20 protein-coding genes and 2 tRNA genes are annotated in these 24212 nt (G+C 73.8%); 10 read left to right on the forward strand and 12 right to left on the reverse strand.

What is annotated here, in order from left to right; genetic code table 11:
• Positions 1-81 precede the first annotated feature (81 nt).
• The 6 genes from ACIOFR_RS19835 to ACIOFR_RS19860 form a co-directional block, all read right to left on the reverse strand.
• On the reverse strand, positions 82-276 hold the full coding sequence (locus tag ACIOFR_RS19835) for a hypothetical protein (protein WP_400998932.1): 195 nt from the start codon (positions 274-276) through the stop codon (positions 82-84).
• A gap of 109 nt (positions 277-385) precedes the next feature.
• The gene (locus ACIOFR_RS19840; RefSeq protein WP_400998934.1) at positions 386-586 is read right to left on the reverse strand and encodes a hypothetical protein; all 201 of its coding nucleotides are present in this window, start codon (positions 584-586) and stop codon (positions 386-388) included.
• A gap of 139 nt (positions 587-725) precedes the next feature.
• Positions 726-2792: a phosphocholine-specific phospholipase C gene (locus ACIOFR_RS19845; protein ID WP_400998936.1), complete on the reverse strand. Its 2067-nt coding sequence runs from the start codon at positions 2790-2792 to the stop codon at positions 726-728.
• Between the two features lie 157 nt (positions 2793-2949).
• A complete protein-coding gene (locus tag ACIOFR_RS19850) occupies positions 2950-3612 on the reverse strand; it encodes a pentapeptide repeat-containing protein (protein ID WP_400998938.1) in 663 nt (220 codons plus the stop codon).
• A 114-nt stretch (positions 3613-3726) separates the two neighbouring features.
• Complete coding sequence (locus ACIOFR_RS19855) at positions 3727-4929, reverse strand: low temperature requirement protein A (protein WP_400998940.1); 1203 nt, start codon at positions 4927-4929, stop codon at positions 3727-3729.
• A 436-nt stretch (positions 4930-5365) separates the two neighbouring features.
• Positions 5366-7063: an ABC transporter family substrate-binding protein gene (locus ACIOFR_RS19860; RefSeq protein WP_400998942.1), complete on the reverse strand. Its 1698-nt coding sequence runs from the start codon at positions 7061-7063 to the stop codon at positions 5366-5368.
• Between the two features lie 364 nt (positions 7064-7427).
• Between ACIOFR_RS19860 and ACIOFR_RS19865 the strand changes: the two genes are divergently transcribed.
• The 4 genes from ACIOFR_RS19865 to ACIOFR_RS19880 all read left to right on the forward strand — a co-directional run bounded on the left by ACIOFR_RS19865 (position 7428) and on the right by ACIOFR_RS19880 (position 11542).
• The gene (locus tag ACIOFR_RS19865) at positions 7428-8411 is read left to right on the forward strand and encodes an ABC transporter permease (RefSeq protein WP_400999205.1); all 984 of its coding nucleotides are present in this window, start codon (positions 7428-7430) and stop codon (positions 8409-8411) included.
• Positions 8411-9361, forward strand: a complete 951-nt coding sequence (locus tag ACIOFR_RS19870; protein ID WP_400998945.1) for an ABC transporter permease — start codon at positions 8411-8413, stop codon at positions 9359-9361. Before ACIOFR_RS19865 ends, ACIOFR_RS19870 begins: the two co-directional genes overlap by 1 nt.
• Positions 9358-11385, forward strand: coding sequence for a dipeptide ABC transporter ATP-binding protein (locus tag ACIOFR_RS19875; RefSeq protein ID WP_400998948.1), 2028 nt, complete (start codon positions 9358-9360; stop codon positions 11383-11385). The genes ACIOFR_RS19870 and ACIOFR_RS19875 overlap by 4 nt, the downstream gene beginning before the upstream one ends.
• Before the next feature lie 83 nt (positions 11386-11468).
• A tRNA-Lys gene (locus ACIOFR_RS19880) sits at positions 11469-11542 on the forward strand.
• A gap of 72 nt (positions 11543-11614) precedes the next feature.
• On the opposite strand, the gene ACIOFR_RS19885 is transcribed toward ACIOFR_RS19880, so the two are convergent.
• Entirely contained in the window at positions 11615-12496 is an 882-nt protein-coding gene (locus tag ACIOFR_RS19885) for an alpha/beta fold hydrolase (RefSeq protein ID WP_400998951.1), read from the reverse strand.
• Positions 12497-12630: 134 nt separating this feature from the next.
• Here ACIOFR_RS19885 and ACIOFR_RS19890 point away from each other — a divergent pair.
• A tRNA-Lys gene (locus tag ACIOFR_RS19890) sits at positions 12631-12704 on the forward strand.
• Positions 12705-12776: 72 nt separating this feature from the next.
• Here ACIOFR_RS19890 and ACIOFR_RS19895 read toward each other — a convergent pair.
• Together ACIOFR_RS19895 and ACIOFR_RS19900 are read right to left on the reverse strand one after the other, a co-directional pair.
• Positions 12777-12977, reverse strand: a complete 201-nt coding sequence (locus tag ACIOFR_RS19895; protein ID WP_400998953.1) for a hypothetical protein — start codon at positions 12975-12977, stop codon at positions 12777-12779.
• A 160-nt stretch (positions 12978-13137) separates the two neighbouring features.
• Positions 13138-13962, reverse strand: a complete 825-nt coding sequence (locus ACIOFR_RS19900) for a hypothetical protein (RefSeq protein WP_400998956.1) — start codon at positions 13960-13962, stop codon at positions 13138-13140.
• A gap of 203 nt (positions 13963-14165) precedes the next feature.
• Here ACIOFR_RS19900 and ACIOFR_RS19905 point away from each other — a divergent pair, with 203 nt between their 5' ends.
• A complete protein-coding gene (locus tag ACIOFR_RS19905; RefSeq protein WP_400998958.1) occupies positions 14166-16445 on the forward strand; it encodes a transglycosylase domain-containing protein in 2280 nt (759 codons plus the stop codon).
• Between the two features lie 109 nt (positions 16446-16554).
• A complete protein-coding gene (locus tag ACIOFR_RS19910; RefSeq protein ID WP_400998961.1) occupies positions 16555-17592 on the forward strand; it encodes an EamA family transporter in 1038 nt (345 codons plus the stop codon).
• Here the strand turns inward: ACIOFR_RS19910 and lepB are convergent.
• Both lepB and ACIOFR_RS19920 read right to left on the reverse strand, forming a co-directional pair.
• Positions 17559-18182: a signal peptidase I gene (lepB, locus tag ACIOFR_RS19915; RefSeq protein ID WP_400998964.1), complete on the reverse strand. Its 624-nt coding sequence runs from the start codon at positions 18180-18182 to the stop codon at positions 17559-17561. The two genes, ACIOFR_RS19910 and lepB, sit on opposite strands and share 34 nt — an antisense overlap.
• A 199-nt stretch (positions 18183-18381) precedes the next feature.
• The gene (locus ACIOFR_RS19920) at positions 18382-18729 is read right to left on the reverse strand and encodes a chorismate mutase (RefSeq protein WP_400998967.1); all 348 of its coding nucleotides are present in this window, start codon (positions 18727-18729) and stop codon (positions 18382-18384) included.
• Positions 18730-18992: 263 nt separating this feature from the next.
• Between ACIOFR_RS19920 and ACIOFR_RS19925 the strand changes: the two genes are divergently transcribed.
• The gene (locus ACIOFR_RS19925; protein WP_400998969.1) at positions 18993-19418 is read left to right on the forward strand and encodes an OsmC family protein; all 426 of its coding nucleotides are present in this window, start codon (positions 18993-18995) and stop codon (positions 19416-19418) included.
• 332 nt (positions 19419-19750) lie between these two features.
• On the forward strand, positions 19751-21751 hold the full coding sequence (locus ACIOFR_RS19930) for a putative bifunctional diguanylate cyclase/phosphodiesterase (RefSeq protein ID WP_400998972.1): 2001 nt from the start codon (positions 19751-19753) through the stop codon (positions 21749-21751).
• Between the two features lie 19 nt (positions 21752-21770).
• Here the strand turns inward: ACIOFR_RS19930 and ACIOFR_RS19935 are convergent, their stop codons facing one another.
• Positions 21771-22832 carry an LLM class flavin-dependent oxidoreductase gene (locus tag ACIOFR_RS19935; protein WP_400998975.1) on the reverse strand — a complete coding sequence of 354 codons (1062 nt, stop codon included), beginning with the start codon at positions 22830-22832 and terminating at the stop codon, positions 21771-21773.
• Positions 22833-23387: 555 nt separating this feature from the next.
• On the opposite strand from ACIOFR_RS19935, the gene ACIOFR_RS19940 reads away from it, so the two are divergent.
• The gene (locus ACIOFR_RS19940; protein ID WP_400998977.1) at positions 23388-23981 is read left to right on the forward strand and encodes a DedA family protein; all 594 of its coding nucleotides are present in this window, start codon (positions 23388-23390) and stop codon (positions 23979-23981) included.
• Positions 23982-24212 lie beyond the last annotated feature (231 nt).

Here is a 24212-nt window from a genome sequence, read left to right on the forward strand (position 1 = left end):
GCCACCGGTGGAGCCGCCGCACGCAGGCAGGGGGCGCACCCGCCGTGGGTGCGCCCCCTGCGTGCCGCGCGTGCCGCGCGGTCAGTCGAGGGGGTCGCCCTCGGCGGTCATGTCGGCCGCCGCCCGGCGGTCCTCCTCGGCCTGCGCCGCCTGCTGCCTGGACCGCTCGGCGCGGTCACCGAACGCGTCCGCGGCCTCGTCGTGGGCGACGGCCCCGCGCTCGGAGGGGCTGACCATCTCGTGTGCCTTGGACCGGAACCTGTCGAAGATACCCATCGCTCTCTGCTCCTCCGGCTACTCGGACGGCGGACCTCCCCCTCACTGTCACACCGCGCCGCCCCACATGCCACCGGGGCACGGCCGGGGCGGCGCGGCCCTCATCGGGTCACCACGGGCCCTGGATCTCGTCGGGTCCGTCGTCGCCGGGCTCCATCATGGTGTCCTCGGCCGTGGCGTCCTCGGTGTCCACGGCGTCCTGGGCCCGCTGCTCGGCCGCCGCGCGCCCGCCCGGCCCGGTCCGCCGCGCGCCGCCGGCCTCCCGGCCGCTCTCCTGCTGCCTGTCCCGGAACCTGTCCCCGATACCCACGGCGCCTCCTCGGATGTGTACGGACGACCCTGCTCCGGCCCAATCTGGCACCGGCGCGGCGCCCCCGCACCCCGGGACGGCCGCCGGACGCGCCAAAGCCGGGCCCCGGCGCGGTGCGGGCCCGGCTCCGGCGGCGGGGTCAGCCGCTGACGCTGGGCGCGCCGGTCTCCAGGTGACCGGTGAAGCGCTGGGACCAGGTGCTGTCGTTGCTGACGGTGACCGTGAAGTCGTACCAGCCGTTCTGGTACGCCACCGCGTTGAAGTAGTCGCTGGTGCTGCCCCCGGCCGGGACGGTGTACGCCCAGGGGCCGTCGGTGCGGTAGTTGTTCGAGGTGACGGTGAAGGTGACCGGGGCGGTGCCGGCGTTGGCGAGCTTGAACCAGACGGCGAGCTTGCCGGTGGTCGGGGCGTTCGCGTAGGAGGCGGTCACCGTGACGCTCTTGCCGGCCTTGGTGGCGTCGCCCTTGAAGCGGCGCAGGAAGCGGTTGGGGCCGACCACGCTGAGGTCGTAGGGGCCGTTGCCGAAGTTCGCGCCGCAGTTGAAGAAGTCGCTCTGGCCGGTGCTCGCGTCCACCGTGTACTGCCAGGGGCCGCCGCTGCGGTAGGCGTTGGCGTAGGCGGCGAAGTGCGCGGCGCCGGTGGCCGCCGTCCCCTTGTTCTCCATCGTCAGCCAGACCTTCATGACGTTGCCGGAGGCGAACTCCAGGTGGTCGAGGTTGGCGTTGGGCTGGTACGGCAGGGCGCGGGCCGGGCGGGTGCCGGCCTCCTGCAGCGGGAGGGCGTTGGTGACCGGCGCCGGGTTGGGCAGCGGGCCGCAGGCGGACAGGCCGATGGTGGCGTCGGTGTTGGGCAGCGCGGGCAGCCCGTACACCGGGTTGGCGAAGTCGAAGACGCCGGTGAGGTCGCCGCAGACCTTGCGGCGCCAGGCGCTGATGTTGGGGCTGGTGGCGGGCTTCCCGATCGCGGCGGTCCACTTCTCCAGGAAGCGCAGCACCGAGGTGTGGTCGAAGACCTCGGAGTTGACCCAGCCGCCGCGGGTCCACGGCGAGATGGCGATCAGCGGGACGCGGAAGCCGAGGCCGATGTTGGTGCCGTTGTAGAACTCGCCGGGGGTGCCGGCGGGGGCGACGGGCGGCGGGACGTGGTCGAAGAAGCCGTCGTTCTCGTCGTAGTTGAGGAACATGACGGAGGAGTTGTAGACGGCCGGGTCGGCGTTGAGCGCGTCGATCACCATGTGCACGAAGTGCGCGCCGTCGGTCGGGGTGGCGTACGGGTGCTCGGAGGAGGCCTCGTCGGCGACCACCCAGGAGACCTGCGGGAGGGTGCCGTCCAGCACGTCGGCGCGGATCGCGGCGGCGATGTCGTCGGGGGTCCTGCCGGTGACCCTAGGCACCGAGCCCATGCCCTTGACCGCGAGCGGGCTGCCGGCCGGGGCGCCGGAGAAGGTGTTGAAGTAGGCCAGGGCGTTGTCGCCGTAGTTGTCGGCGGCGTTCTGGTAGACCTTCCAGCTGACGCCGGCGCGCTCCAGCGCCTCGGCGTAGGTCTCCCAGCGCAGGTTGGACTCGTCGCCGCCGTCGTAGGCCGGGCCGCCGGCGGTGCCGGCCGGGTCGATCTGGCCGCTCCAGTGGTAGGTGCGGTTGGGGCCGGTGGCGCTGAGCACCGAACAGAAGTACGCGTCGCAGATGGTCCAGTTGTCGGCGAGGGCGTAGTGGAACGGGATGTCGGCCCGGGTCAGGTGGCCGAGGGCGCGGACGTTGCCCTTGGCGGCGACCCAGGAGTCCATCCTGCCGCCGTTCCAGGCCTTGTGCTGGTCGGACCAGCCGTGCGCCAGGTCGCCGTTGCACTGGGCGAGGCGCTCGGGGTCGGCGCCGCCGGCCGGCTTGGTGGCGCTGAACTGCCAGGGGTACTGGCGGCCGAGGCCGTTCGGCTGGTTGAAGACGCTGTAGCCGCCCGCGATCTGGACGGCGCTGCGGTCGGCGAACCCCCGGACGCCCTTGAGCATCCCGAAGTAGTGGTCGAAGGAACGGTTCTCCTGCATCAGGATCACGATGTGCTTGGCGTCCACGATGGTCCCGGTGGTGCCCGCCACGGCCGCCGCGGCGGTGTCGGCGACGGCGTCGGTGGCGGCGGTGCCGCCGGCCACCGCCGCCCCGGCCGCCGCGCTCGCCGACAGCGCCATGAACTTCCTACGACTCAGCTCAGCCATCCGAACCGCCGCCCTCTCAGGGAGTTGTGCACACAGGTTTGGCGCACACCGCGGTGCATCCTGGCCCAGCCCGGCGCCGAAGGCCATGGCTTTCCACGAAGGCTTTTTGGACTGTTCGCCCGCGCGTCGCCCGGCGACCTCGCGGTGAACGCGGGCCTCAGCCGTCCTTCACGACGATCCCCAGCGCCTGGGCGAACTGCGGCGCCAGTTCGAAGAGTTGGTGTGTGGAGATGACCGCCCCGCGCAGCCCCAAGTGGCCGTCGGCCAGACCGAGCCGGGCCGCGCCGCGCAGGTCGACCTTGCTGAGCGCCGCGCCGCCGAGCCGGACCTCCTCCAGGGTGGAGCCGGGGAACGCGACCTCCGTCAGCCGGGCCTCACCGAAGTCCACGTCGCGCAGCAGGCAGTCCTCGAACACCACGTCCCGCAGGGTGGCGCCGCGCAGGTTGACGGACTCCAGCTTGCACTGGCGGAAGACCACCCGGCGCAGCGCGCTGCCGTACCAGGCGATGCCGGCGAGCACCGAGCCGAGCACCGCGCTGTCCTGCCACTCGCTGTCGGCGAGGTCGGTGGCGACCAGGCGGCTGCCGTGCATCCAGGTCTCGTTGAAGGAGGCCCGCCGCAGCCGGGCGCCGTCGAGCCGGACCCCGGTGAAGGCGCACTCCAGGAAGCCCGCGCCGCCGGCCGCGCCGGTGTGCTCGGTGCCGTCGAAGAGCACGGTGTCGTAGCGCTGATCGGCCCGCAGCGGGCCGCTGTGCGGCTGGAGCAGGTGGGCGTAGGGCAGTTCGGCGAGCTCTTCGGGGGCGTGCGGGACGGCGGGCATGGCGGCTCGTTCCAGGGTCGACGGCGGCGGGCCCGGCCATCGTCCCAGCCGGTACCGACGGTCCGGGGCGGGCGCGCGAGCCGTCGGCCGTACGGCGCGTGGCGGGCGGTCCGCTCAGCCCTCGCGGGCGTACAGCACCAGCCCGACGGCGACCGTCGCGGCCGCCACCAGGCCGGCCAGCAGCACCCCGGACCCGCCGGCGAAGGTGCAGGCCAGGATCGCCACCGCGGCCACCGGCAGCACGGCCTGGCCGGCGCCGCTCTTGGTGTGCCGGGCGTGCAGCAGCCAGACCGTGAGCAGGTACACCGCCGCGGGCACGGTGACCGCCGCGGCGGCCGCGTCGGCGGAGATGTGCGCCTGGCCGACGGCGTGCTCGACCGCGACCTCCAGCCCGGCGCCGATGGCGGCCGCCGCCCCGAGCACCAGGTAGTGGCCGTAACCCCACAGGAAGGCCCGCCGGTTCGAGCGCAGGTGGTCGTGGACCGGCCGGGCGAAGTAGATCCACCAGGCGGCGAAGCACAGCAGGATCCCGCCGGCGGCGAGCGGCAGCAGTTCGCCCAGCGCCTCGTGCTCGTCCAGCGCGGCCTGGATGGCGACGGTGGCGGCGGAGACCGTCTCGCCGAGCACGATCAGCGTGAACAGGCCGTAGCGCTCGGCGATGTGGTGCGGGTGCCAGGTGCTCTGGGTGTGCCGCTCGGCGAGGACCGGGACGGACAGCTCGGCCAGGATGCCCAGCGGGACGACGTACGGGCGGACGTCCTGCGGCACCAGCAGCACCAGCGCCCAGCCGACCTGGCAGACGGTGATGCCGGCCGCGTAGCGCAGCGCCATGGTGCGGGCGCCGCCGCTCTCGCCACGGGCGGCGCGCAGCCACTGGGTGACCATCGCGAGGCGCATCACCACGTAGCCGACCACCGAGAGCGTGAGGTCCTGGTCGCCGAACATCCGGGGCACGCCGGCGGCCAGGATCAGCACCCCGGTGATCTGGACCAGGGTGGTGATCCGGTACGGCACGTCGTCCACGTCGTAGGCGGAGGCGAACCAGGTGAAGTTCATCCAGGCCCACCAGATCGCGAAGAACGCGAAGCAGTAGCCGACCAGGCCGGTGGTCAGGTGGTCGTCGGCGACGGAGTGGGCGAGCTGGCCGCCGGCCTGGGCGACGGCGACCACGAAGCAGAGGTCGAAGAAGAGCTCCAACGGCGTGGCGGCGCGGTGGGGTTCGCTCCGACTGCGCGGCACCATCCGCCGGACGGGCCGGGAGTCGGCTCGGCGCGGGTCGGCGGAGTGCGGCTCGGGCAGGGCGGCTTCGCTGGTCATCGCGGTCGCTTTCGTCAGGGGCGCTACCCCGCGATCCTGGCAGCAGCACCTGCCGTGCGCACGCGTCCGCGCGGCACGCCGACCGGGCCACCTGCATCCGTTCCGGCCGGTCGTCAGGCACAGTTGACGGTGCAGTGCGCGAACCGGGTGACAGCTCGACGGCTCCCGGGCGCGCCCTGTGGAGGGTGTCCCGTCCATCCCGGTCGGGCCGATAGATTCCACCCCAGGTGGAACGACGACACGGGCGGTCTGCGGGCAACGCGGAAGGTCAAGGCAGATGGCGCGGACACGGGGGCGGCTGTGCCGGTTCCCGTGCCCACGCCCGAACGCCTCGTGATCACCGCGCTGCTCGCCAGCGCCGCCGGTCGCCCGCCGGACCCGGCCGTGGGGCCGGACCGCCCGAGCGCACCGCCGGGCCGGGGCGCCGGGGCGCGGGCTACTTCTCCCAGCCGACCGAGGTGATGACGGTGTCGGCGAGGCTGCCGGCACCGAAGTTGGCCAGCCCCTTGCGGACCGCGACGATGCTCGGCCGCTGGTAGAGCTCGACGGTGTGGGCGAGTTCCCAGATCTTCACGTCGGCCTGGTTGTACAGCTTCGCGGCCTCGGCCGGGTCCAGCGTGGCGGCGGCCTTGCGCAGCAGGGTGTCGATCTCCGGGGTGCTCAGCTTGGAGTAGTTGCCGAACACGTTGTCGCCCTGCGGCGCCCGGTAGATGGGCACGGTCCGCGAGAGCGGGAAGGAGCCGGTGTTGCGCCAGCTGGCCAGGTCGAACTTGCCCTCGTTGACGTACTTGGAGAAGTACTCCTTGCTGGGCACCTTGTCCACCGAGAGCTTCACCCCGACCTGCTGGAGCATGCTCTGCACGGCGGCGGCCAGGTCGGCCTGCGCCTGGGTGGAGCCGTCGCTCATCACGTAGTGCAGTTCCAGCGGCTTGCCGTCCTTGCTGCGCACCCCGCCGGAGTCCTTCCAGCCGGCGGCGTCCAGCAACTGCTTGGCGGCGGCCGGGTCGCACTTCACCCAGTCCCCGGCGTTGGCCTGGTAGCCGCTCTGGTTGGTCATGAACAGGTGGTTGTCGAGCGGCTTGAACTCGACCGGGACGCCCTGGTTGACGATCTTGATCAGCGAGGCCCGGTCCAGCGCCTTGCCGAGCGCCTGGCGCACGCCCTGGTCGGCGAGCGCGCCGTTGCCGCCGAAGGAGATGTGCACCTCGTCCCAGGGCGTTCCGGTCCGGATCGCCGCGTCCTTGGCGTCCTTGAGCTGGCCGTACGCGGTGGCGGTGCCCGCCGAGGCGTAGTCCACCTCGCTGTTGAGGAAGGCCTGGGTGATCGCCGCGCCGTCCAGCACCCGGTAGGTGATCTTGTCGAGCTTGGGCTTGGGGCCCCACCAGTCCGGGTTGGGCACCAGGGTGATGGTCTGCGCGGCCTTGTCCGCGTTGGAGATCTTGAACGGGCCGCCGTAGACCGGGACCTGCTCGATCCAGCCCTCGTTGAAGGCCTGCGGGGTGGACAGCCCGGAGGCCGGCAGCAGCGGGTTGAACAGGCTCTGCCAGTCCGCATAGGGCTCGCTGAAGGTGACCTTGACCTCGCTCGCGTCCGCCCCCTGCTCGACGTTCGAGATCTGCTCGTAGCCCGAGGAGTCGGCCAGGTTGTACGCCGGGTCCTTGCCGTTGGAGGCCTGCCAGACCGCCTTGAAGTCCTGGTAGCCCAGCTGCTTGCCGTCCGACCACTTCGCCTTGGGGTTGATCTTGTAGGTGACCACCTGCGGCGAGGTGGAGGTGACCTTCGCGGACTCCAGGTACTCCGGCACCGGGTGGTAGACGCCCTTGGCGTCCGAACGGAAGATCCGCGCCTCGACGTAGCCCATGATCTCGACGGCGTCGCCGTAGGTGCCGTCGACCTGGTACGGGTTCCACTGGGTGATCCACTGCTGGAGCGGCTCGCGCAGCTCCCCGCCGTCCTTGATCTTTTCCAGTGGCTGCGGGTTGTTGTCCTCCGCGTCCTGGGTCGGCGCCACCGTCTTGGCCACGTCGTCCGCCGAGCCGCCGCCCGAACTGCTGCAGGCGGTGGCGGCCAGCACCACGGCGATGGCGGCGGCCGCGGCACGGCCGAGTCTGCGGGTGGCGAGCGATGCGTCCATCAGGAAGTTCCCCGGGGTCTCGAAGAGTCGACGGCCGCCAGGTGTGGCGACACTTGAACGTGGGCAGCCAAGTCGGTGCCGACAGGCAGAACGTAACAGCGGATCAAGTCGACTACCAGGGGGCCGTGTTCAGATCTGATCGAAAGGACATGCGCCGCAACACTGCCGCAACACCCCGTCAGTACCCGTCTGATCGACTGTGACCTGGGCGTTCGCCGGACCGGTCGGAACGCCCCGCGACGCACCCCCTGGACGGCCGACCCGCAGTGCCGTACAACTGCTGCGCGAACCTGCTGCAACCACCCCTTGAGCGAAGGCGAACGATCATGTTCACCAGGTGTGCGAACCGCTTCGGCGGCCGGCCGTGATCCGCTATCTGGCGAAACGGATCGGCTACTACGCCGTGCTGCTGGTGGTCGCGGTCTTCCTCGCCTACGCCCTGTCCTGCGCCGCGCTCGGCCCCCGCGCCTACTTCGAGGCCAAGCAGCCCCGGCCCTCGGCCGCCGCGGTCGACCGGCAGCTCACCGCGCTCAACATCAACGACCGCACCCCGGTGGTGGAACGGTTCGCCACCTGGGCGGACGGCCTGGTGTTCCACGCCGACCTCGGCCGGACCATCCACAACACCTCGGTCAACGAGGAGTTCGGCCGCCGGATCTGGGTCTCGCTGCGGCTGCTGCTGGTCGGCAGCCTGCTGGGCATGGTGCTCGGGGTCGCCGGCGGCGCGTGGAGCGCGGTCAAGCAGTACCGGTTCTCCGACCGGGCGCTGACGCTCTTCTCCTTCGTGCTGCTCTCCACCCCGGTCTTCCTGGTCGCGCTCCTCCTCAAGAACGGCGCGATCGCCGCCAAGGACGCGGCCGGCCACGAGGTGATCCCGTTCACCGGCTACGAGACGCCCAACCTCGCCGGCGGGCTCGGCGCCCACCTCGGCGACTGGGCGCTCCACCTGCTGCTGCCCACCCTGTCGCTGGCCCTCGGCGGCCTCGCCACCTACAGCCGCTACCAGCGCTCCACCATGCTGGACGTGCTCGGCTCCGACTACCTGCGCACCGCCGAGGCCAAGGGCCTGACCAGGAGCAGGGCGCTGCTCAAGCACGGCCTGCGCACCGCCGTCATCCCGATGTCGACCATGTTCGCCTACAGCTTCCTGGGCATCTTCACCGGCGCCGCCTTCACCGAGACCATCTTCGGCTGGCACGGCATGGGCGAGTGGTTCATCCAGGCGATCAACGAGCAGGACGTCAACGCCGTGGTCGCGGTCAACCTGTTCGCCGCCGTCGTGGTCCTCGCCGCCGGCTTCCTCGCCGACGCCCTGCACGCCGCCCTCGATCCCCGGGTCAGGTACTGATGACCACCACCGTGCCCACCGACACCGACACCGCCCCCGCACCGACCGGGGAGGCCGCCCCCACCGGGCGGGCGCGGCTGGTGCTGACCCGGCTGCGCCGGGCCCGCGGGGTGCTGGTCGGCGCCGCGATCGTGCTGCTGCTCTTCCTGCTCGCCTTCCTGGGCCCCTACCTGACGCCCTGGGACTACGCCACGCCCAACTACACGGCGATCCGCCGACCGCCCTCCGCGGAGCACTGGTTCGGCACCAACGGGATCGGCCAGGACGTCTTCGCGCAGACCGTCCGGGGGCTGCAGAAGTCCCTGGTCATCGGCCTGCTGGTGGCGCTGTTCTCGACCGTGCTGGCCTCCCTGGTCGGGGCCTGCGCCGGCTACTTCGGCGGCTGGGCGGACCGGGCGCTGATGTTCCTGGTCGACCTGATGCTGATCTTCCCCAGCTTCCTGATCATCGCGATCGTCTCGCCCAAGCTGCGCGGCACCGGCTGGCTGGCCTTCGTCCTGCTGCTCGCCCTGTTCAACTGGATGATCACGGCCCGGGTGATCCGTTCGATGACGCTCTCCCTGAAGGAGCGCGAGTTCGTCCGGGCCGCCCAGTTCATGGGTGTGAAGCCGTTCCGGATCATCCTGCGGCACATCCTCCCGAACGTCTCCTCCTTCCTGATCATCGACGCCACCATCGCGGTCGGCGGCGCGGTGATGAGCGAGGCCGCGCTCTCCTACTTCGGCTTCGGCGTCCGCGCGCCCGACGTCTCGCTCGGCACCCTGCTCGCGGCCGGCACCGGCGACGCCCCTGTCTTCCCCTGGCTGTTCTACTTCGCCGCCGCCCTGCTGGTGCTGTTCGTCCTCGCCGTCAACCTGGTCGGGGACGGGCTGCGCGACGCGCTCGACCCCACCGCCGACGCGGCCCGCCCCGCCCGTACCCCTCGTCGCCCGCGCCGGAGAAACCCGTGACCCCCGCCCTGCTCACCGTCAAGGACCTCACCGTCGACTTCGGTCCGTCCCCCGCCGTCCGCGGCGTCGACCTGGAGCTGCGGCGCGGCGAGACCCTCGGCATCGTCGGCGAGTCCGGTTCCGGCAAGTCCGTCACCGCGCTCGCGGTCCTCGGGCTGCTGCCCGGCACCGCCCGGGTCGGCGGCTCGGTCCGGCTGGAGGGCCGCGAACTGGTCGGGCTGGCCGGCCGCGAACTGGCCCGGATCCGCGGCCGCAAGGTCGCCATGGTGTTCCAGGACCCGCTCTCCGCCTTCACCCCGGTCTACCGGATCGGCGACCAGATCGCCGAGGCCGTCCGGATCCACCAGCCGCTGGACCGCGCAGCCGCCCGCAGGCGCGCCGCCGAACTGCTCGACCTGGTCGGCATCCCCGACCCCGGCCGGGCCCTCGACAGCTTCCCGCACGAGTTCTCCGGCGGCATGCGCCAGCGCGCCATGATCGCGATGGCGATCGCCAACGGCCCCGACATCCTGCTCGCCGACGAACCCACCACCGCCCTGGACGTCACCATCCAGGCCCAGGTGCTGGAGGTGCTGCGCACCGCCCAGCGCGAGACCGGCGCCGCCCTGGTCCTGGTCAGCCACGACCTCGGGGTGATCGCCGGCACGGCCGACCGGGTCGCCGTGATGTACGCGGGACGGGTGGTGGAGACCGCACCCGTGGACGAGCTGTTCGCCCGCCCCCGTCACCCGTACACCCTCGGCCTGATCGGCGCCGTGCCGCGGCTCGACGGCCGCGGCGGCCCGCTGGTCCCGATCCCCGGCCACCCGCCGGCCCCCGGGGAGGGCGGCCCCGGCTGCCCCTTCGCGGCCCGCTGCCCCCTGGTCGAGGAACGCTGCCGCACCGCCGAACCCGCGCTCACCGGCGACGACGGCCACCGCGCCGCCTGCGTGCGCGCCGCCGAGCTCGCCGAACGGGCCCCGGCCCCCGGGGAGGTCTACCCGCTGCCCGAGCTGCCCGCCCCCGGCCCCGCCGTCCCCCGCGCCGAACGCGCGCCGGTGCTCGTCGTCAGCGGGCTGACCAAGACGTTCCCGCAGCTCAAGGGCGCCGTCTTCAAACGGAAGGTCGGCGAGGTGTACGCGGTGGACGGGGTCGACCTGGACATCCGCCGCGGCGAGACCCTCGGCCTGGTCGGCGAGTCCGGCTCCGGCAAGTCCACCACCCTGTACGAGCTGCTGCGGCTGACCCGCCCGGAGGCCGGCCGGATCGAGCTCCTCGGCCAGGACACCGCGGGCCTCGACCGGGCCGCCGCGCACCGGCTCCGGTCGAAACTGCAGATCGTCTTCCAGGACCCGATGGCCAGCCTCGACCCCCGGATGCCGATCGGCGACATCATCGCCGAGCCCCTGCACGCCCAGGCCGCCCCCCGCGACCTCACCGCCCGCCGGATCCCCGAGCTGCTGCGCCAGGTCGGACTCGACCCCGCGCACGCCGACCGCTACCCGCACCAGTTCTCCGGCGGCCAGCGCCAGCGGATCTCGATCGCCCGCGCCCTGGCCGTCCGGCCCGAGCTGCTGGTCCTGGACGAGCCGGTCTCCGCGCTGGACGTCTCCATCCAGGCCGGCGTGCTCAACCTGCTCCAGCGGCTCAAGGCCGACCTGGGCCTCGCCTACCTGTTCGTCTCGCACGACCTCTCGGTGATCCGGCACCTCGCCGACCGGGTCAGCGTGATGTACCTCGGCCGTACGGTCGAGACCGGCGCCGTCGCCGAGGTCTTCGAACGCCCCCGGCACCCGTACACCCGCGCCCTGCTCTCGGCCGTCCCGCTGCCCGACCCGGCCGCCGAACGCGCCCGCACCAAGGTCCTGCTCGCGGGCGACCCGCCCTCCCCCACCACCCGCCGCCAGGGCTGCCGCTTCCGCACCCGCTGCCCGGTCTACGCCACCCTCACCCCCGACCGCCGCACCCCCTGCGACCGGGACTCCCCCCTGCCCCTCCGAGCCGCCCCCGACGTCGACCACCACGCCGCCTGCCACTACCCCTGAGCCCCGGGGGCGCGCCGCCCCGGCGACCGCCTCCCGAGTTGAGCAGGGCGACCGACGGCGTGTAGTGTTCCGCAGGTCAGCAGGCGCCGCTAGCTCAGTTGGTTAGAGCAGCTGACTCTTAATCAGCGGGTCCGGGGTTCGAGTCCCTGGCGGCGCACCGACGGTCGAAGGCCCCCTCGCGAGAGCGAGGGGGCCTTCGGCGTTCCCGGACACCACCGCGCGCCCCGGCTCAGCCCGCATCCGGCTCGCCGAGGATCGCCGCCGCCACCTCCCCCGGCCGGTCGAGCATCAGCAGGTGACCGGCCGGCCCGACGGTCCGGAACTCACCGCCCAGCACCGCGGCCAGCTCCCGCTGCCGGACCGCGGCACCCGGGCCCGCCGCGCCGACCGCACCCGCCGCGCCGCCCCGCCGGTCGGCGGCCACCACCGTGACCCGGGCGCCGGGCAGCGGCAGCCGCTCGCGCAGCGCGACCAGCTCGGCCGCGGTGTCGCGGTAGGCGGTGTTCTCCCGCAGCACCGAGCGCAGGACCCGCCCCGGCCGGTAGCAGCGCCGCACCAGCGCGGCCGGCACGTCCTCCCGCCCGCGCACCGAGGCCATCCGCACCCCGGCCCGCCGGGCCGCGGGGCCGAGCAGGTACGGGAGGGCGACGGCGGTCAGCGCGGCGGCGGACGCGCGGGCGGCCAGGTCCCGCAGCTCCGGGGCCCGGGCGGGCCGGGGCCGGTGCTCCACGCTGCCGTCCAGCAGGACCAGGGCGTCCGTCCGCCGCGGGTGGAGCCGGGCGAAGGCCTCGACGTGGAAGGCGGCCAGCGAGTGGCCGACCACCGTGCAGCGGCCGGTCAGCCCGAGGGCCGTGAGGACCTGCCCGATCCGGTCGGCCTCGGCGGCGAGGGCCGGCGGCCCGTCGGAGGGGGCGCTCAGCCCGTACCCGGGGCGGTCGAAGCGGACCACCGTGCGCCGGGGGGTGAGCAGCGGCACGACCGGGTCCCAGTCGAACCAGCAGCCGCCGAGGCCGCTGCTCAGCACGCAGACCGGGCCGCTGCCCTCCCGCAGGACGTGCAGCGGCAGGCCGCCGACCCGCAGGATCACCGGGTCGCCGGGCGAGCGGGGCACCGGGCGGGGCGGCGGGGTCGGTCGAGGGGCACGTCCGCAGCCTAGGCGGCCGGAATGCGCCCGTCCCGGACCGGCCGCCGGACACCCCGTACGGACCACCCCCGTGAACCGTGTATTGTTTTCCCCGTCAGCAGGCGCCGCTAGCTCAGTTGGTTAGAGCAGCTGACTCTTAATCAGCGGGTCCGGGGTTCGAGTCCCTGGCGGCGCACCGACGGTCGAAGGCCCCCTCGCGAGAGCGAGGGGGCCTTCGGCGTTCCCGGACACCACCGCGCGCCCCGGCTCAGCCCGGCAGGTAGCGCTCGGCCGCGGGCGAGACCCGGGGCTGCTCGGGGCGCGGCACGGCGTGCGGGGCCGCACCCGCGCCGCGCTCGGCGCCCGTCTGCCGGGCGTAGCCCCCGCCGTAGTCGAGCCGGACGGCGTCGGCGACGAGCGCGGCCAGCGGCTCGGCCGCGCGGCGCTCGCGGCTCTTGCGTCTCAGCATGGTGACTCCTCGGCCGGATCCGGACCGGTGTCCCAGGGCTTGTCGGACGAGCCCTGGCCCGGGTGCCCGACAGTGTCGTCCGGTGCCGCGGCCGATTCCGCACCACACGCCGTCCGGCCCGGTCGCTGTTCGGTAACGACCGCCGGCCGGCCCGCGGCGCCTACCGCGCCAGCGAGCGCCGGAGCGAGGTCTTGAGCGCGGCGACGAAGCCCTCCCGGGCGGCCGGATCCAGCAGGTCGAGGGAGAGGTAGGGGTTAAGGTCCTCCAGCTCGACCAGCAGCAGGCCGCCCTCGGGGGTGCGGCAGGCGTCGACGCGCTGGATGCCGTGGTCGAGGGTGTTCCAGTCGGCGAACCGCTGGGCGAAGGCGAGGTCCTCCCCGGTCGGCCGGTGGACGGCGAGCTCCCAGCGGCGGTCCGGGTCGGGGGCGTACAGGGCGTACTGGAAGACGCGGTCGACGAAGTAGAACGAGACCTCGTACCGGAACGGGATCCGCGGCTGGAGGAGCGCGCCGGTGAGGTCGGTCCCGGCCAGTTCTTCCCGGGGGACGAAGGCCAGCCCCACCGAGTCCGCGCCGAGCACCGGCTTGACCACGTACTCGGGGACGTCCGGCAGCCGGTCGAGGTGGTCGAGGCGGTCCACGGTCGGGATCACCGGGTGGCCCTCGGCGGTGAGGTCCAGCAGGTACTGCTTGCCGGCCATGTCACCGCGGCCGGTCAGCGGGTTGTGGACGAGCGTGCCGCGCTCCAGGGCGGCGGCGCGGAAGGCCTCGTACTCGGCCTGGTAGTGGATCACCGGGCCGCTGTTGCGGACCAGCACCGCGTCGAAGGAGTCCATCAGCGCGACGGCCTCCCGGGGGTGGCAGAGGGCGACGGCGAACTCCTCGCGGAGCCGGTCCGCGAGGTGGACGTCCTCGTCGCCGTAGCGCCGGCCGCGCGCCGGGTAGCTGAGGTCGGTGACGTACAGGATGCTCGGCCGGCTGGTCACGCTGGTGCTCCCGGTGCGCTGGATCGGGTGAGTTCCGGCACCTTACCCGGGTCGGAGGGCGGGCCTACCAGGGATTTTGCCCGCGAGTAGGAAGAATTGGGACATAGGTCACCAACACCTGCGAAGTTGATCAGGCAGGATGGATCGGTCCATATCGTCAACCGGGTGAGCGACCGTCACGGGGCTCGCAGGGAGGTTCTCCGGTGCCCCGAACAACCGAGCAGGCCGGTCGCCGGTCGCGCGCCACCCGCCGTCCCCGCCGCACCGGCTGGCGCCGGCTGATACCGACGTGGCGGATGACGCTGGCCGGGCTGGTCGCCTCGACGCTCCTCGGCGTCGGGCTGTTCGTGCTGGGGATCACCCTGGTCAAGGTGCCGGACGCGCACGCCGCGGCGACCGCGCAGAGCAACACCTGGCTCTACCAGGACGGCTCGCTGCTCACCCGGACCGGCCAGACCAACCGCCAGAACGTCGGGCTCGACCGGGTCTCGCCCGCCGCCCAGCACGCGGCGCTGGCCGCCGAGGACCGGAGCTTCTACAGCGAGGGCGCGGTCAACCTCAAGGGCATGACCCGGGCCGCGCTGGCCACCGTGTCCGGCGGCGGCACCCAGGGCGGTTCGACCATCACCCAGCAGTACGTCAAGAACACCTACCTCAACCAGAAGCAGACCGTCGGCCGCAAGGTGAAGGAGGTCTTCATCGCGATCAAGGTCGACGCGACGCAGAGCAAGGACGAGGTGCTGGCGGGCTACCTCAACACCTCGTACTACGGGCGCGGCGCCTACGGCATCCAGGCCGCCTCGCAGGCCTACTTCGGGGTCGACGCCGCCCAGCTCACCCCCGCCCAGGGCGCCTACCTGGCGGCGCTGCTGAACGCGCCGAGCGCGTACGACGTCTCGACCGCCACGCCGCAGGGCAAGCAGAACGCGACGGACCGCTGGAACTGGGTGCTGGACGGCATGGTCCAGGAGAACTGGCTGTCCGCCGCGGACCGTGCGGCGATCACCTTCCCCGAGGTGCTCAAGCCGCGCAGCGCCCCGGGCCTGTCCGGCCAGGCCGGCTACCTGGTGACCGCCGCCACCGAGTACCTGACCTCGCACCACATCGTCACCGACGCCCAGCTCGCGCAGGGCGGCTACACGGTCCGGCTGAGCGTCGACCCCCGGCGCCAGCAGCAGTTGCAGGACGCCGTGGCCGACCAGCTCACCGCCAACCTCAAGCCGGACGCCCGCAAGCCGGACGCCGCCGCCCAGGCGGGCGCGGTCTCCCTCGACCCGAAGACCGGCGCGGTGGTCGCGCTCTACGGCGGCGCCGACGCGACCAGGCACTGGATCAACAACGCCACCCGGCAGGACTACCAGGTCGGCTCGACCTTCAAGCCGATCGCCCTGGCCGCGGCCCTCGACAGCGGCGCCCGTACCCAGTCCGGCCAGCGGATCACCGGCGACACGGTCTACGACGGCACCAACCGGCGCCCGGTCCAGGGCGGCAAGGGCGTCCCGTTCGCGCCGAAGAACGAGGGTGAGCGCAGCTACGGCCCGACCACCCTCCAGCAGGCCACCGACTGGTCGGTGAACTCGGTCTACGCCCAGCTGGCGCAGGACGCCGGCCTGGAGACGGTCCGATCCACCGCCGTCGCCCTCGGCCTGCCCGCCGACACCCCCGGTCTGAAGGCCCAGGGCGCGATCCCGCTCGGTGTGGCCTCGCCGAGCGCGCTGGAGATGGCCGGGGTCTACGCGACGCTCGACAACGACGGCCAGCAGATCAGCCCGTGGCTGGTGGGCTCGCTGGAGCACGGCGGGGAGGCGGTGGCCCTGCCGGAGCACAAGGTCACCCAGGCGGTCGGCAAGCAGACCGCCCGGACGGTCACCTCGATCCTGCAGGGCGTGGTCTCCGACGCCGGCGGCACCGGCTACCGGGCACAGGAGCTGGGCCGGCCGGCCGCGGGCAAGACCGGCACCACGGACGACGCGAAGTCGGTCTACTTCGTCGGCTACACGCCGGAGCTGGTGACGGCCGTCGGCCTGTTCGGCCAGGACCCGGCGGACGGCTCGCAGGTCTCGCTGAACGGCGTCGGCGGGGCCGGCAGCGCGGCCGGCGGGCGCTTCCCGGCACAGATCTGGACCCAGTACATGAAGTCGGCGCTGGCCGGTCAGCCGGTCAGGTCGTTCGCCGCCCCGGCAGCCGACCGCCGCGCGCCGGTCGTCACCCCGCCGTCGACGCCCAGCAGCCAGCCGGCCGCGCCGACCCAGAGCCCGTCCCCGACCCCCGAGCCCCCGGACCAGCCCGCCTGGGGCGGTGAGCGCGACGGCACCGGACCGGGCCGCACCCCGGGCCGCTCACCGTCGGCCGGCAGCTCGTCGAGCGGTGCGCCGGTGAAGCCCGGCCGGCCCTCGGCCACGCCGGGCACGGACACCGGGACCACCACCGACCAGTCGACCGCGACCGGCCGGGCCACCCGGCCGGTCCCGGCGGCGGGCTAGGGCTTGCGGGCCCCGCAGTCACCCGGTGGCTGCGGGGCCTTCGCATGGCAGGACCAAATCGCGGGATGGCACCTTACGTAGACCGTGTGCCGACTGGCACAATGCGCAGGTGCACAGCTCGACGCCCCTCTCCCGCAGCTCGGTCCGCTCCCTCGGCCTCACCCTCGCGCTCGTCTCCGCCTTCGCCTTCGGCGGCTCCGGAACGGCGGCGAAACCCCTGATCGAGGCCGGCCTCTCCTCCCAGCACGTGGTCTGGCTGAGGGTGGCCGGCGCGGCGCTGGTGCTGCTGCCGCTGGCCTGGCGGCACCGGGCCGCGGTGCTCCAGCGGCCGGGCGTGCTGATCGGCTTCGGCCTGCTCGCGGTGGCCGGTGTCCAGGCCTGCTACTTCGCCGCGATCGCCCGCATCCCGGTCGGCGTCGCCCTGCTGATCGAGTACCTCGGGCCGCCACTGCTGCTCGGCTACGTCAGGTTCGTCCAGCGCCGGCCGGTCTCCCGCGGCGCGAGCATCGGCGCCGCCGTCGCGGTCGGCGGCCTGGCCTGCGTGGTCGAGGTCTGGAACGGTCTGGGCTTCGACCCGCTCGGCGTGCTGTTCGCCCTCGGCGCCGCCTGCTGCCAGGTCGGCTACTTCGTCCTGGCCGACGCCGGCCGCCGCGGCGAGCGCCCGATCGACCCGCTCGCCGTGAGCGCGTACGGGCTGCTCGTCGGCGCCGTGGTGCTGACCGCCTGCACCCGGCCGTGGACCGCCGACTGGGGCGTGCTGGCCGGGCAGGTGACCATGAACGGCCACCACGTCCCCGCCCTGCTGCCGGCCGCCTGGATGGTCCTGGTGGCGACCGTACTGGCCTACCTGACCGGAGTGGTGGCCGTGCAGCACCTGTCCCCGCCGGTGGCCGGGGTGGTCGCCAACCTGGAGGCCGTGGTCGCCACCGTGCTCGCCTGGGTGCTGCTCGGCGAGCACCTGGGCCTGCCGCAGCTGGTCGGCGGTGCGATGGTGCTGGCCGGCGCGTTCGCCGCGCAGAGCGGCAAGCCCGCGGACGACCCGGCGCCGGCCCTCGACCCCGCCGCGGCCGGTCCCGACCCGCTACCGGTCGCGGAGGCCGCCGGGGTTCGGGATCAGCGGCCGGTCCAGCCGAACCAGTCGAGGTGACCGAGCGGCCAGACCACCGCGGACGCCGGTCCGACCACGTCCGACACCGGCACCGCGCCGCCGCCCGGGCCGTCCCGGTGATAGCGGGAGTCGGCCGAGTCGCTGCGGTGGTCGCCCTCGACCCAGACGTGTCCCGCCGGGACGGTCACCGGGCCGAAGTCCAGGCCCGAGCAGGAGTCGTCCCCGACGTGCAGGTAGGGCTCGCGGACCACCCGGCCGTCCACCGTGAGCGTGCTGCCGTGGCACCTGACGCTCTGGCCGGCCGTCGCGATCACCCGCTTGACCAGGTAGTTGTCGTCCTTCGGCGGGAGCAGGCCGACGAAGCTCAGGGTGCTGCCGACCGCCTCGGAGACCGGGTTGCCGGAGTCCGCCTGCGGGGGCAGCCAGCCGCCGGGGTCGCGGAAGACCACCGGCTCGCCGTCCTCGGGCTCCCAGCCGAACAGCGGGGCCAGCTTGTTGACCGCCACCCGGTCCCCCACCCGCAGGGTGTTCTCCATCGACCCGGTGGGGATCGAGAACACCTGCAACAGGCAGGTCTTGATGAACAGGGCGGCCACCAGGCCGACCGCGACCATGACGGGGATCTCCACCCACCAGGGCCGCCGCCGTCGGGCGGACGCCGGGGACTGCGGTTCAGCTGCTGCGCCGGGCTGGGTCACGGATCGGGCCGCCTGCGGGGAGAGGGTGGGAGAACAGCACGCTAACGCCGACCGGTACCCACCGCGAAATCCCGCTCTTATCCGGAGCCGACACCCGCCCGGCCCCGGAGGGCCCGCGGTCCGGAGCCGGTCAGCCGCCGAGCGGCTCGCCGGCGATCGCCTCGTGGTGCCTGATCACCTCGGCGATGATGAAGGTGAGGAACTTCTCCGCGAACACCGGGTCCAGGTGCGCCCCGGCCGCCAGCTCCCGCAGCCGGGCGATCTGCTCCCGCTCGCGCGCCGGGTCGGCCGCCGGGAGCTTGTGCTCGGCCTTGAGCCGGCCGACCCGCTGGGTCGCCTTGAACCGCTCGGCGAGCATGTGGACCACGGCCGCGTCGACGTTGTCGATGCTCTGGCGCAGGCTGGTCAGCTCGGCCCACACTTCCTCGTCGACCCGCTCCGAGGCTGGTGCGCAGGGGTTCGTGGGCTGATCCGTCATCGGGTGGCTCCGGGTCTGGCGGGTGGCGCTGGCGGGCTGGTCGGCGCCCGGCCGACCCGTGGGACGGTCGGGCCCGGACCCCGGCCAATCTAACAGGGGCCGCGCGGGGGCCCGCCGTTTTTCCGCTGGTGGTCCGGCATGTGGAACGTCCGCGGCGGCCCGCGCCGCAAGGCGCCCGGCGGCCCCGCCCGACCCGTAGGCTGGTCACCGCACCACCGGAAGTGACGACCCAGCAGTTCCCCCAGCACAGGAGGTACCTGATCGTGGCAACCACCCGCACCGCGCACACCGAGTGGGAGGGCAACCTGCTCGAGGGCAACGGCCTGGTGACGCTGGACTCCTCCGGCATCGGCGAGTACCCCGTGTCCTGGCCGTCCCGCGCCGAGGCCGCGAACGGGAAGACCAGCCCGGAGGAGCTGATCGCGGCCGCGCACTCGGCGTGCTTCTCGATGGCGCTCTCGCACGGCCTGGCCGGCGCCGGCACGCCGCCCACCAAGCTGTCCACCAAGGCCGACGTGACCTTCCAGCCCGGCACCGGGATCACCGGCATCCACCTCACCGTCACCGGCGAGGTGCCCGGGCTCGACGAGGCCGGCTTCGTGAAGGCCGCCGAGGACGCCAAGGCGAACTGCCCGGTGAGCCAGGCGCTGACCGGTACCACCATCACCCTGAGCGCCGCCCTCGCCTGACCGCCGCACCCGCCCGAGCGCCGCACTCGCCTGACCGCCCGTCGCCCTTTCTCGCACCGCCCCCGGGACCGCATCTGACGGTCCGTCCCGGGGGCGGTCGCGTGCGGTGACGGCCGTGCGGACGGGAGTCGCGAATCACCCTCGCGGCGGTCGCCGCCGGTTCTTCCGGCCGCCTATGATCAGCGGCAGTGGCCTGTTCGCCGCCGGAATGTCGCCCCGTACGCCGTCCCGACCACCTCGGGCACCGGCCCTCGGCGCCGCCGGCCCCCGGGAGCCGTCCACGGCGGTCCGGGCAGCCGGCCGGATCAGTGAGCAGCGGACGGGAGCGTGCCGTGCCGGGCCGGAACGAGGGGGCCGACGGGTCTCGCCTGGGCGTGCGGCACGAGGCCGGCCACCGGGCCCAGGAGGCGCGCCCCGCGCCCGATCCGCAGCAGCCGTACGACAGCGGCCCGGTGCCCGGTGCCGGGCTCTCGACCTGCCCCACCTGCGGCGCAGCGGTCGGCGGGGGCACCCAGCGGCTGCTGTCGGCGCTGCGGGCGAGCGAGTCCCGGTTCCGGGCCGCGTTCGCGGACGCCGGGATCGGCATGGCGCTGATCGACGCCGACGACCACATCATCGAGGCCAACCCGGCCTTCGCCGCCATGATCGGCCGCGAGGTCGGCGAACTGGTCCGGATGCACATCCACCAGATCATCGACCCGGAGGACACCCCCCGGCGGCTCTACCTGGAACTGCTGCGCGGCGAGACGGACCGGCTGCGGGTGGAGAAGCAGCTCAAGCACCGCGACGGCAGGTCGGTGTGGAGCAAGGTCACCATCTCGCTGATCCGGGACGGCTCCGGGCAGCCGCTCTACACCCTGGCCATGGTCGAGGACGTCACCGAGCAGCGCCTGCTCGGCGACCGGCTCGCGTACCAGACCCTGCACGACCCGCTCACCCGGCTGCCCAACCGGGCGCTCTTCTTCGAACGGCTGAACACCGCGTTCCAGGCCGCGTCCGCCCAGCAGGCGGCGGCCGGCGGGGACGGCCCGCGGGTGGGCCTGTGCTACGTGGACCTGGACGGGTTCGCCGCGATCAACGAGATGCTCGGCCACCACATCGGCGACCAGCTGCTGGTGGCGGTCGCCGAGCGGCTGGGGAACCGCTTCGCGCTGGACGCGGAGCGCGGCGCCGACCCGGACGAGGACCGGATGCTCGCCCGACTCGGCGGCGACGAGTTCGCGCTGCTGATCACCGGCAGCCGCGGCAGCGAGCAGCTGACCGGCCTGGCCGCCCAGCTGGTCGAGGCGCTGGAGCAGCCCTTCGAGGTGGCGGGCCACCAGCTGACCGTGACCGCCTCGGTCGGCGTGGTCGAGCGGCCGGTCCACCAGACCACCCCGATCGACCTGCTCCGTGACGCGGACTCGACCCTGCACTGGTCCAAGGCCGACGGCCGGGCCCGCTGGACGCTGTACGACCCGGACCGCGGCGCCCACCAGCTGACCCGTCAGCGGCTGGCGTCCGCGCTGCGGCCGGCCCTGGAGCGCGGCGAGTTCACCGTGGAGTACCAGCCGCTGGTCGGCCTGTCGGACGGTGCGGTCCGCGGCGCCGAGGCGCTGGTGCGCTGGCAGCACCCCCGGTACGGCACGCTCTCCCCGGACCGCTTCATCCCGCTCGCCGAGGAGTCCGGGGCGATCGTGCCGCTGGGCCGGTGGGTGCTGGAGGAGTCCTGCCGCCAGGCGGTGCGGTGGCTGGCGGAGTTCCCCGACACCGAGACCTTCGTCAGCGTCAACCTGGCCGCCCGGCAGATCTGGGACTCGGACGTCGTCGCGGACGTCGCCCAGGTGCTGGAGGCCACCGGGCTGCCGGCCCGGCTGCTCCAGCTGGAGATCACCGAGAGCGCGGTGCTCGGCCCCGGCGGCCGCCCGTTGCAGGCCCTCCAGGCGTTGGCCGACATGGGCGTGCGCATCGCCATCGACGACTTCGGGACGGGGTACTCCAACCTCGCCTACCTCTCCCGGCTGCCGGTCCACGTGCTCAAGCTGGACGGCACCTTCATCGAGGGCTTCCGCGACTCCGCGGGCGGGCCCCCGGGCCAGGTCGAGGGCGACCCGCTCGCGGACGACCCGGAGCGCCGGGCCCGCCGGGACACCGCGGACGAGCAGATCGTCGGCGCGATGGTGCAGCTCGCCCACGCCCTGGGCCTCACCGTCACCGCCGAGGGCATCGAGAACGCCGCCCAGGCCGAGCGCCTGCGACTGACCGGCTGCGACACCGCGCAGGGCTGGTACTTCGCCCGGCCGGGCGAGGCCGGGGTGGTGGCGGCGATACTGCGCGAGGCCCGCTCGGCCTGAGGCCCGCCGCCCGGGGGTGTCAGCCGGCCGCCTTCAGGCCGTACGCCTCGGCGATCAGGCCGTACGAGCGCAGCCTGCGCTCCTGGCCGTGGATGTGCGAGGTGACCATCAGCTCGTCCGCCCCGGTCCGCTTGCGCAGCAGCTCCAGTCCGTCCGCGACCTCGGCCGGCGCGCCGAGCACCACGTTGGCGAGCCAGCCGTCGACGAAGTCCGCCTCGGCCGGGCTGTAGGGGTGGTCGGCGGCCTCCTCGGGGGTCGGGATCAGGCCCGGCCGGCCCTGCCGGAGCCGGAGCATGGCCAGGCCGGCCGAGCGCGCGAGGTAGCGGGCCCGCTCCGCGTCGTCGGCGGCCACCGCGCTCACGCCGATCAGCGCGTACGGCTCGTCCAGCACCGCGGAGGGCCGGAAGCTCGACCGGTAGAGGTCCAGCGCCGGCACCGTGTTGGCCGCGCTGAAGTGGTGGGCGAACGCGAAGGGCAGGCCGAGCCGGCCGGCCAGCTGGGCGCTGAACCCGGAGGAGCCGAGCAGCCAGAGCGGCGGGCGGCCGGCGTTGCGCGGGACGGCGCTCAGGGCGGCGTACGGGTGGCCGGCCGGGAAGTCGCCGTCCAGGAAGTGGGTCAGTTCGGCGAGCTGCTGCGGGAAGTCGTCGGCGCCGTCCGCGGCGCCGCGGCGCAGGGCACGGGCGGTGGCCTGGTCGGTACCGGGGGCGCGGCCGAGGCCCAGGTCGATCCGGCCCGGGTGCAGGGCCTCCAGCAGGCCGAACTGCTCGGCGACGGCCAGGGGCGCGTGGTTGGGCAGCATCACGCCGCCCGAGCCCAGCCGCAGCGTGCGGGTGTGGGCGCCGAGGTGGGCGAGCAGCACCGCCGGGGTGGAGCTGGCGACGCCCGGCATGCCGTGGTGCTCGGCCACCCAGAAGCGGTGGTAGCCCCACTCCTCGGCGCTGCGGGCCAGCTCGGTGGTTGCCGCGAGGGCCTGGCCGGGGGTCGAGCCGACGCCGACGGTGGCCAGGTCGAGGATCGACAGCGGCGCGGGAGCCGTGCCTCGGGCGCGGCCGCGGATCGGGTCGCCTTCCACAGTGGTCATGCCGTCCGTCCTCCAGGTGCCGGGGAGCCGTTCTCCGTGCCGGCCGGTCGACGGGGTCGACGGGTCGGTCGCACGGGATCGACCGGGTCGATGCGGGGGACAACCGGCGGCGGCTCCCGGCTGTTCCCCGGGCCGGTGGCGACGGCGCCGCCGGGGGTGCCACCGCGAGGCCGCCGGGGGCCGGCGGGGTGGCACCGGGGTGCTGACGCCCCGACAGCGGGCCTGCGCACCTGGCGACTTCACGCCAGGGCCGCAAGTCGCCAGGCCCGGGGGGTCGCGGGCGGCCCCGCCGTGGGGCACCCTTGTTGATCAGTGCGGGCCACTCATCCAGTGCCGCGCTCATGCGCAGGATCGACGGGCTGGACCAGCGCCGTCCGATCGATGCGGGCCCCTGGGACGGACACCCCGACCCAGGGGCCGTGCCATGTCCGGGCGGTTCCGCGACTCCGGTGTGACGTGCACCACCAGGGGTGCTTCATGGCATGAAACGTCGACCCGCTAGCGTTGTCCCTCGCAGCTGCTCTCCCCCGGGGGCGGTCTGGAGGGAGTAGGACCTTGGACGCCGCCGCCGTCATCGGCTCATCGTGGATCTGCGCCTTGGCACTCTTCGCCGTGCTCGGCGACGCCTTCCTGCCGTTCATCCCCAGCGGAAGCCTGGTCATCCTCGCCGTGCTGAGGACCTCCCAGGTCGACGGCGCACCCCTGGTGCTCGCGGCCGGCGTGGCCCTCGCCTCCTTCCTGGGCGACCTTCTGCTGCTGAACCTGGCCCGGCGCGGCGCCCCCGCCGTGCAGCGCCGGCTGGCGCACCGCCCGAAGCTGGCGGCGAGCGTCGAGCGGATGCAGCGCAGCTTCGCCGGGCGCTCCAGCCGGACGGCGGCCGCGATCGTGATCATCGCCCGGTTCGTGCCCGCCGGGCGGACGGTGCTGGACCTCGCGGTGGGGCACTCCCCCGACCGGTCGGGCTTCCTGCGCTGGTCCGCGGTGGCCGCGCTGCTCTGGGCCGCGTACATCGTCAGCCTGGGGTGGCTGAACAGCCACTGGTTCGACACCGCCTGGCTGAGCCTGGCCGTGTCGTGCGCGGCGGCCACCGCCGTCAGCACCGTGATCGCCCGCTGGGCCCGGCGGCGCCGGGTCGCGGTCGCGGTCTGACCCCTCGCCGGGCCGCCGCCCGTCCACGCCCGGGCCCGGGACCGGGACCAAGTCCGGGGACCGAATCCACCCGAGTCGCCGTCACCCGTGCTGTGGCGGCGGCTCGGTGCGCTCCCCTTCTGTACCGGAATGGCAACAGAGCCCGGCCCGCCGAATCCGCGAACGGTTCCCGTACGTGTGAGCCGGTGACAGGTACCCCGAGGCTGACCGCTCCCAGGCGCTCGTGACATC

Source organism: Kitasatospora sp. NPDC088346 (genome assembly GCF_044740765.1).
GTDB lineage: Bacteria > Actinomycetota > Actinomycetes > Streptomycetales > Streptomycetaceae > Kitasatospora.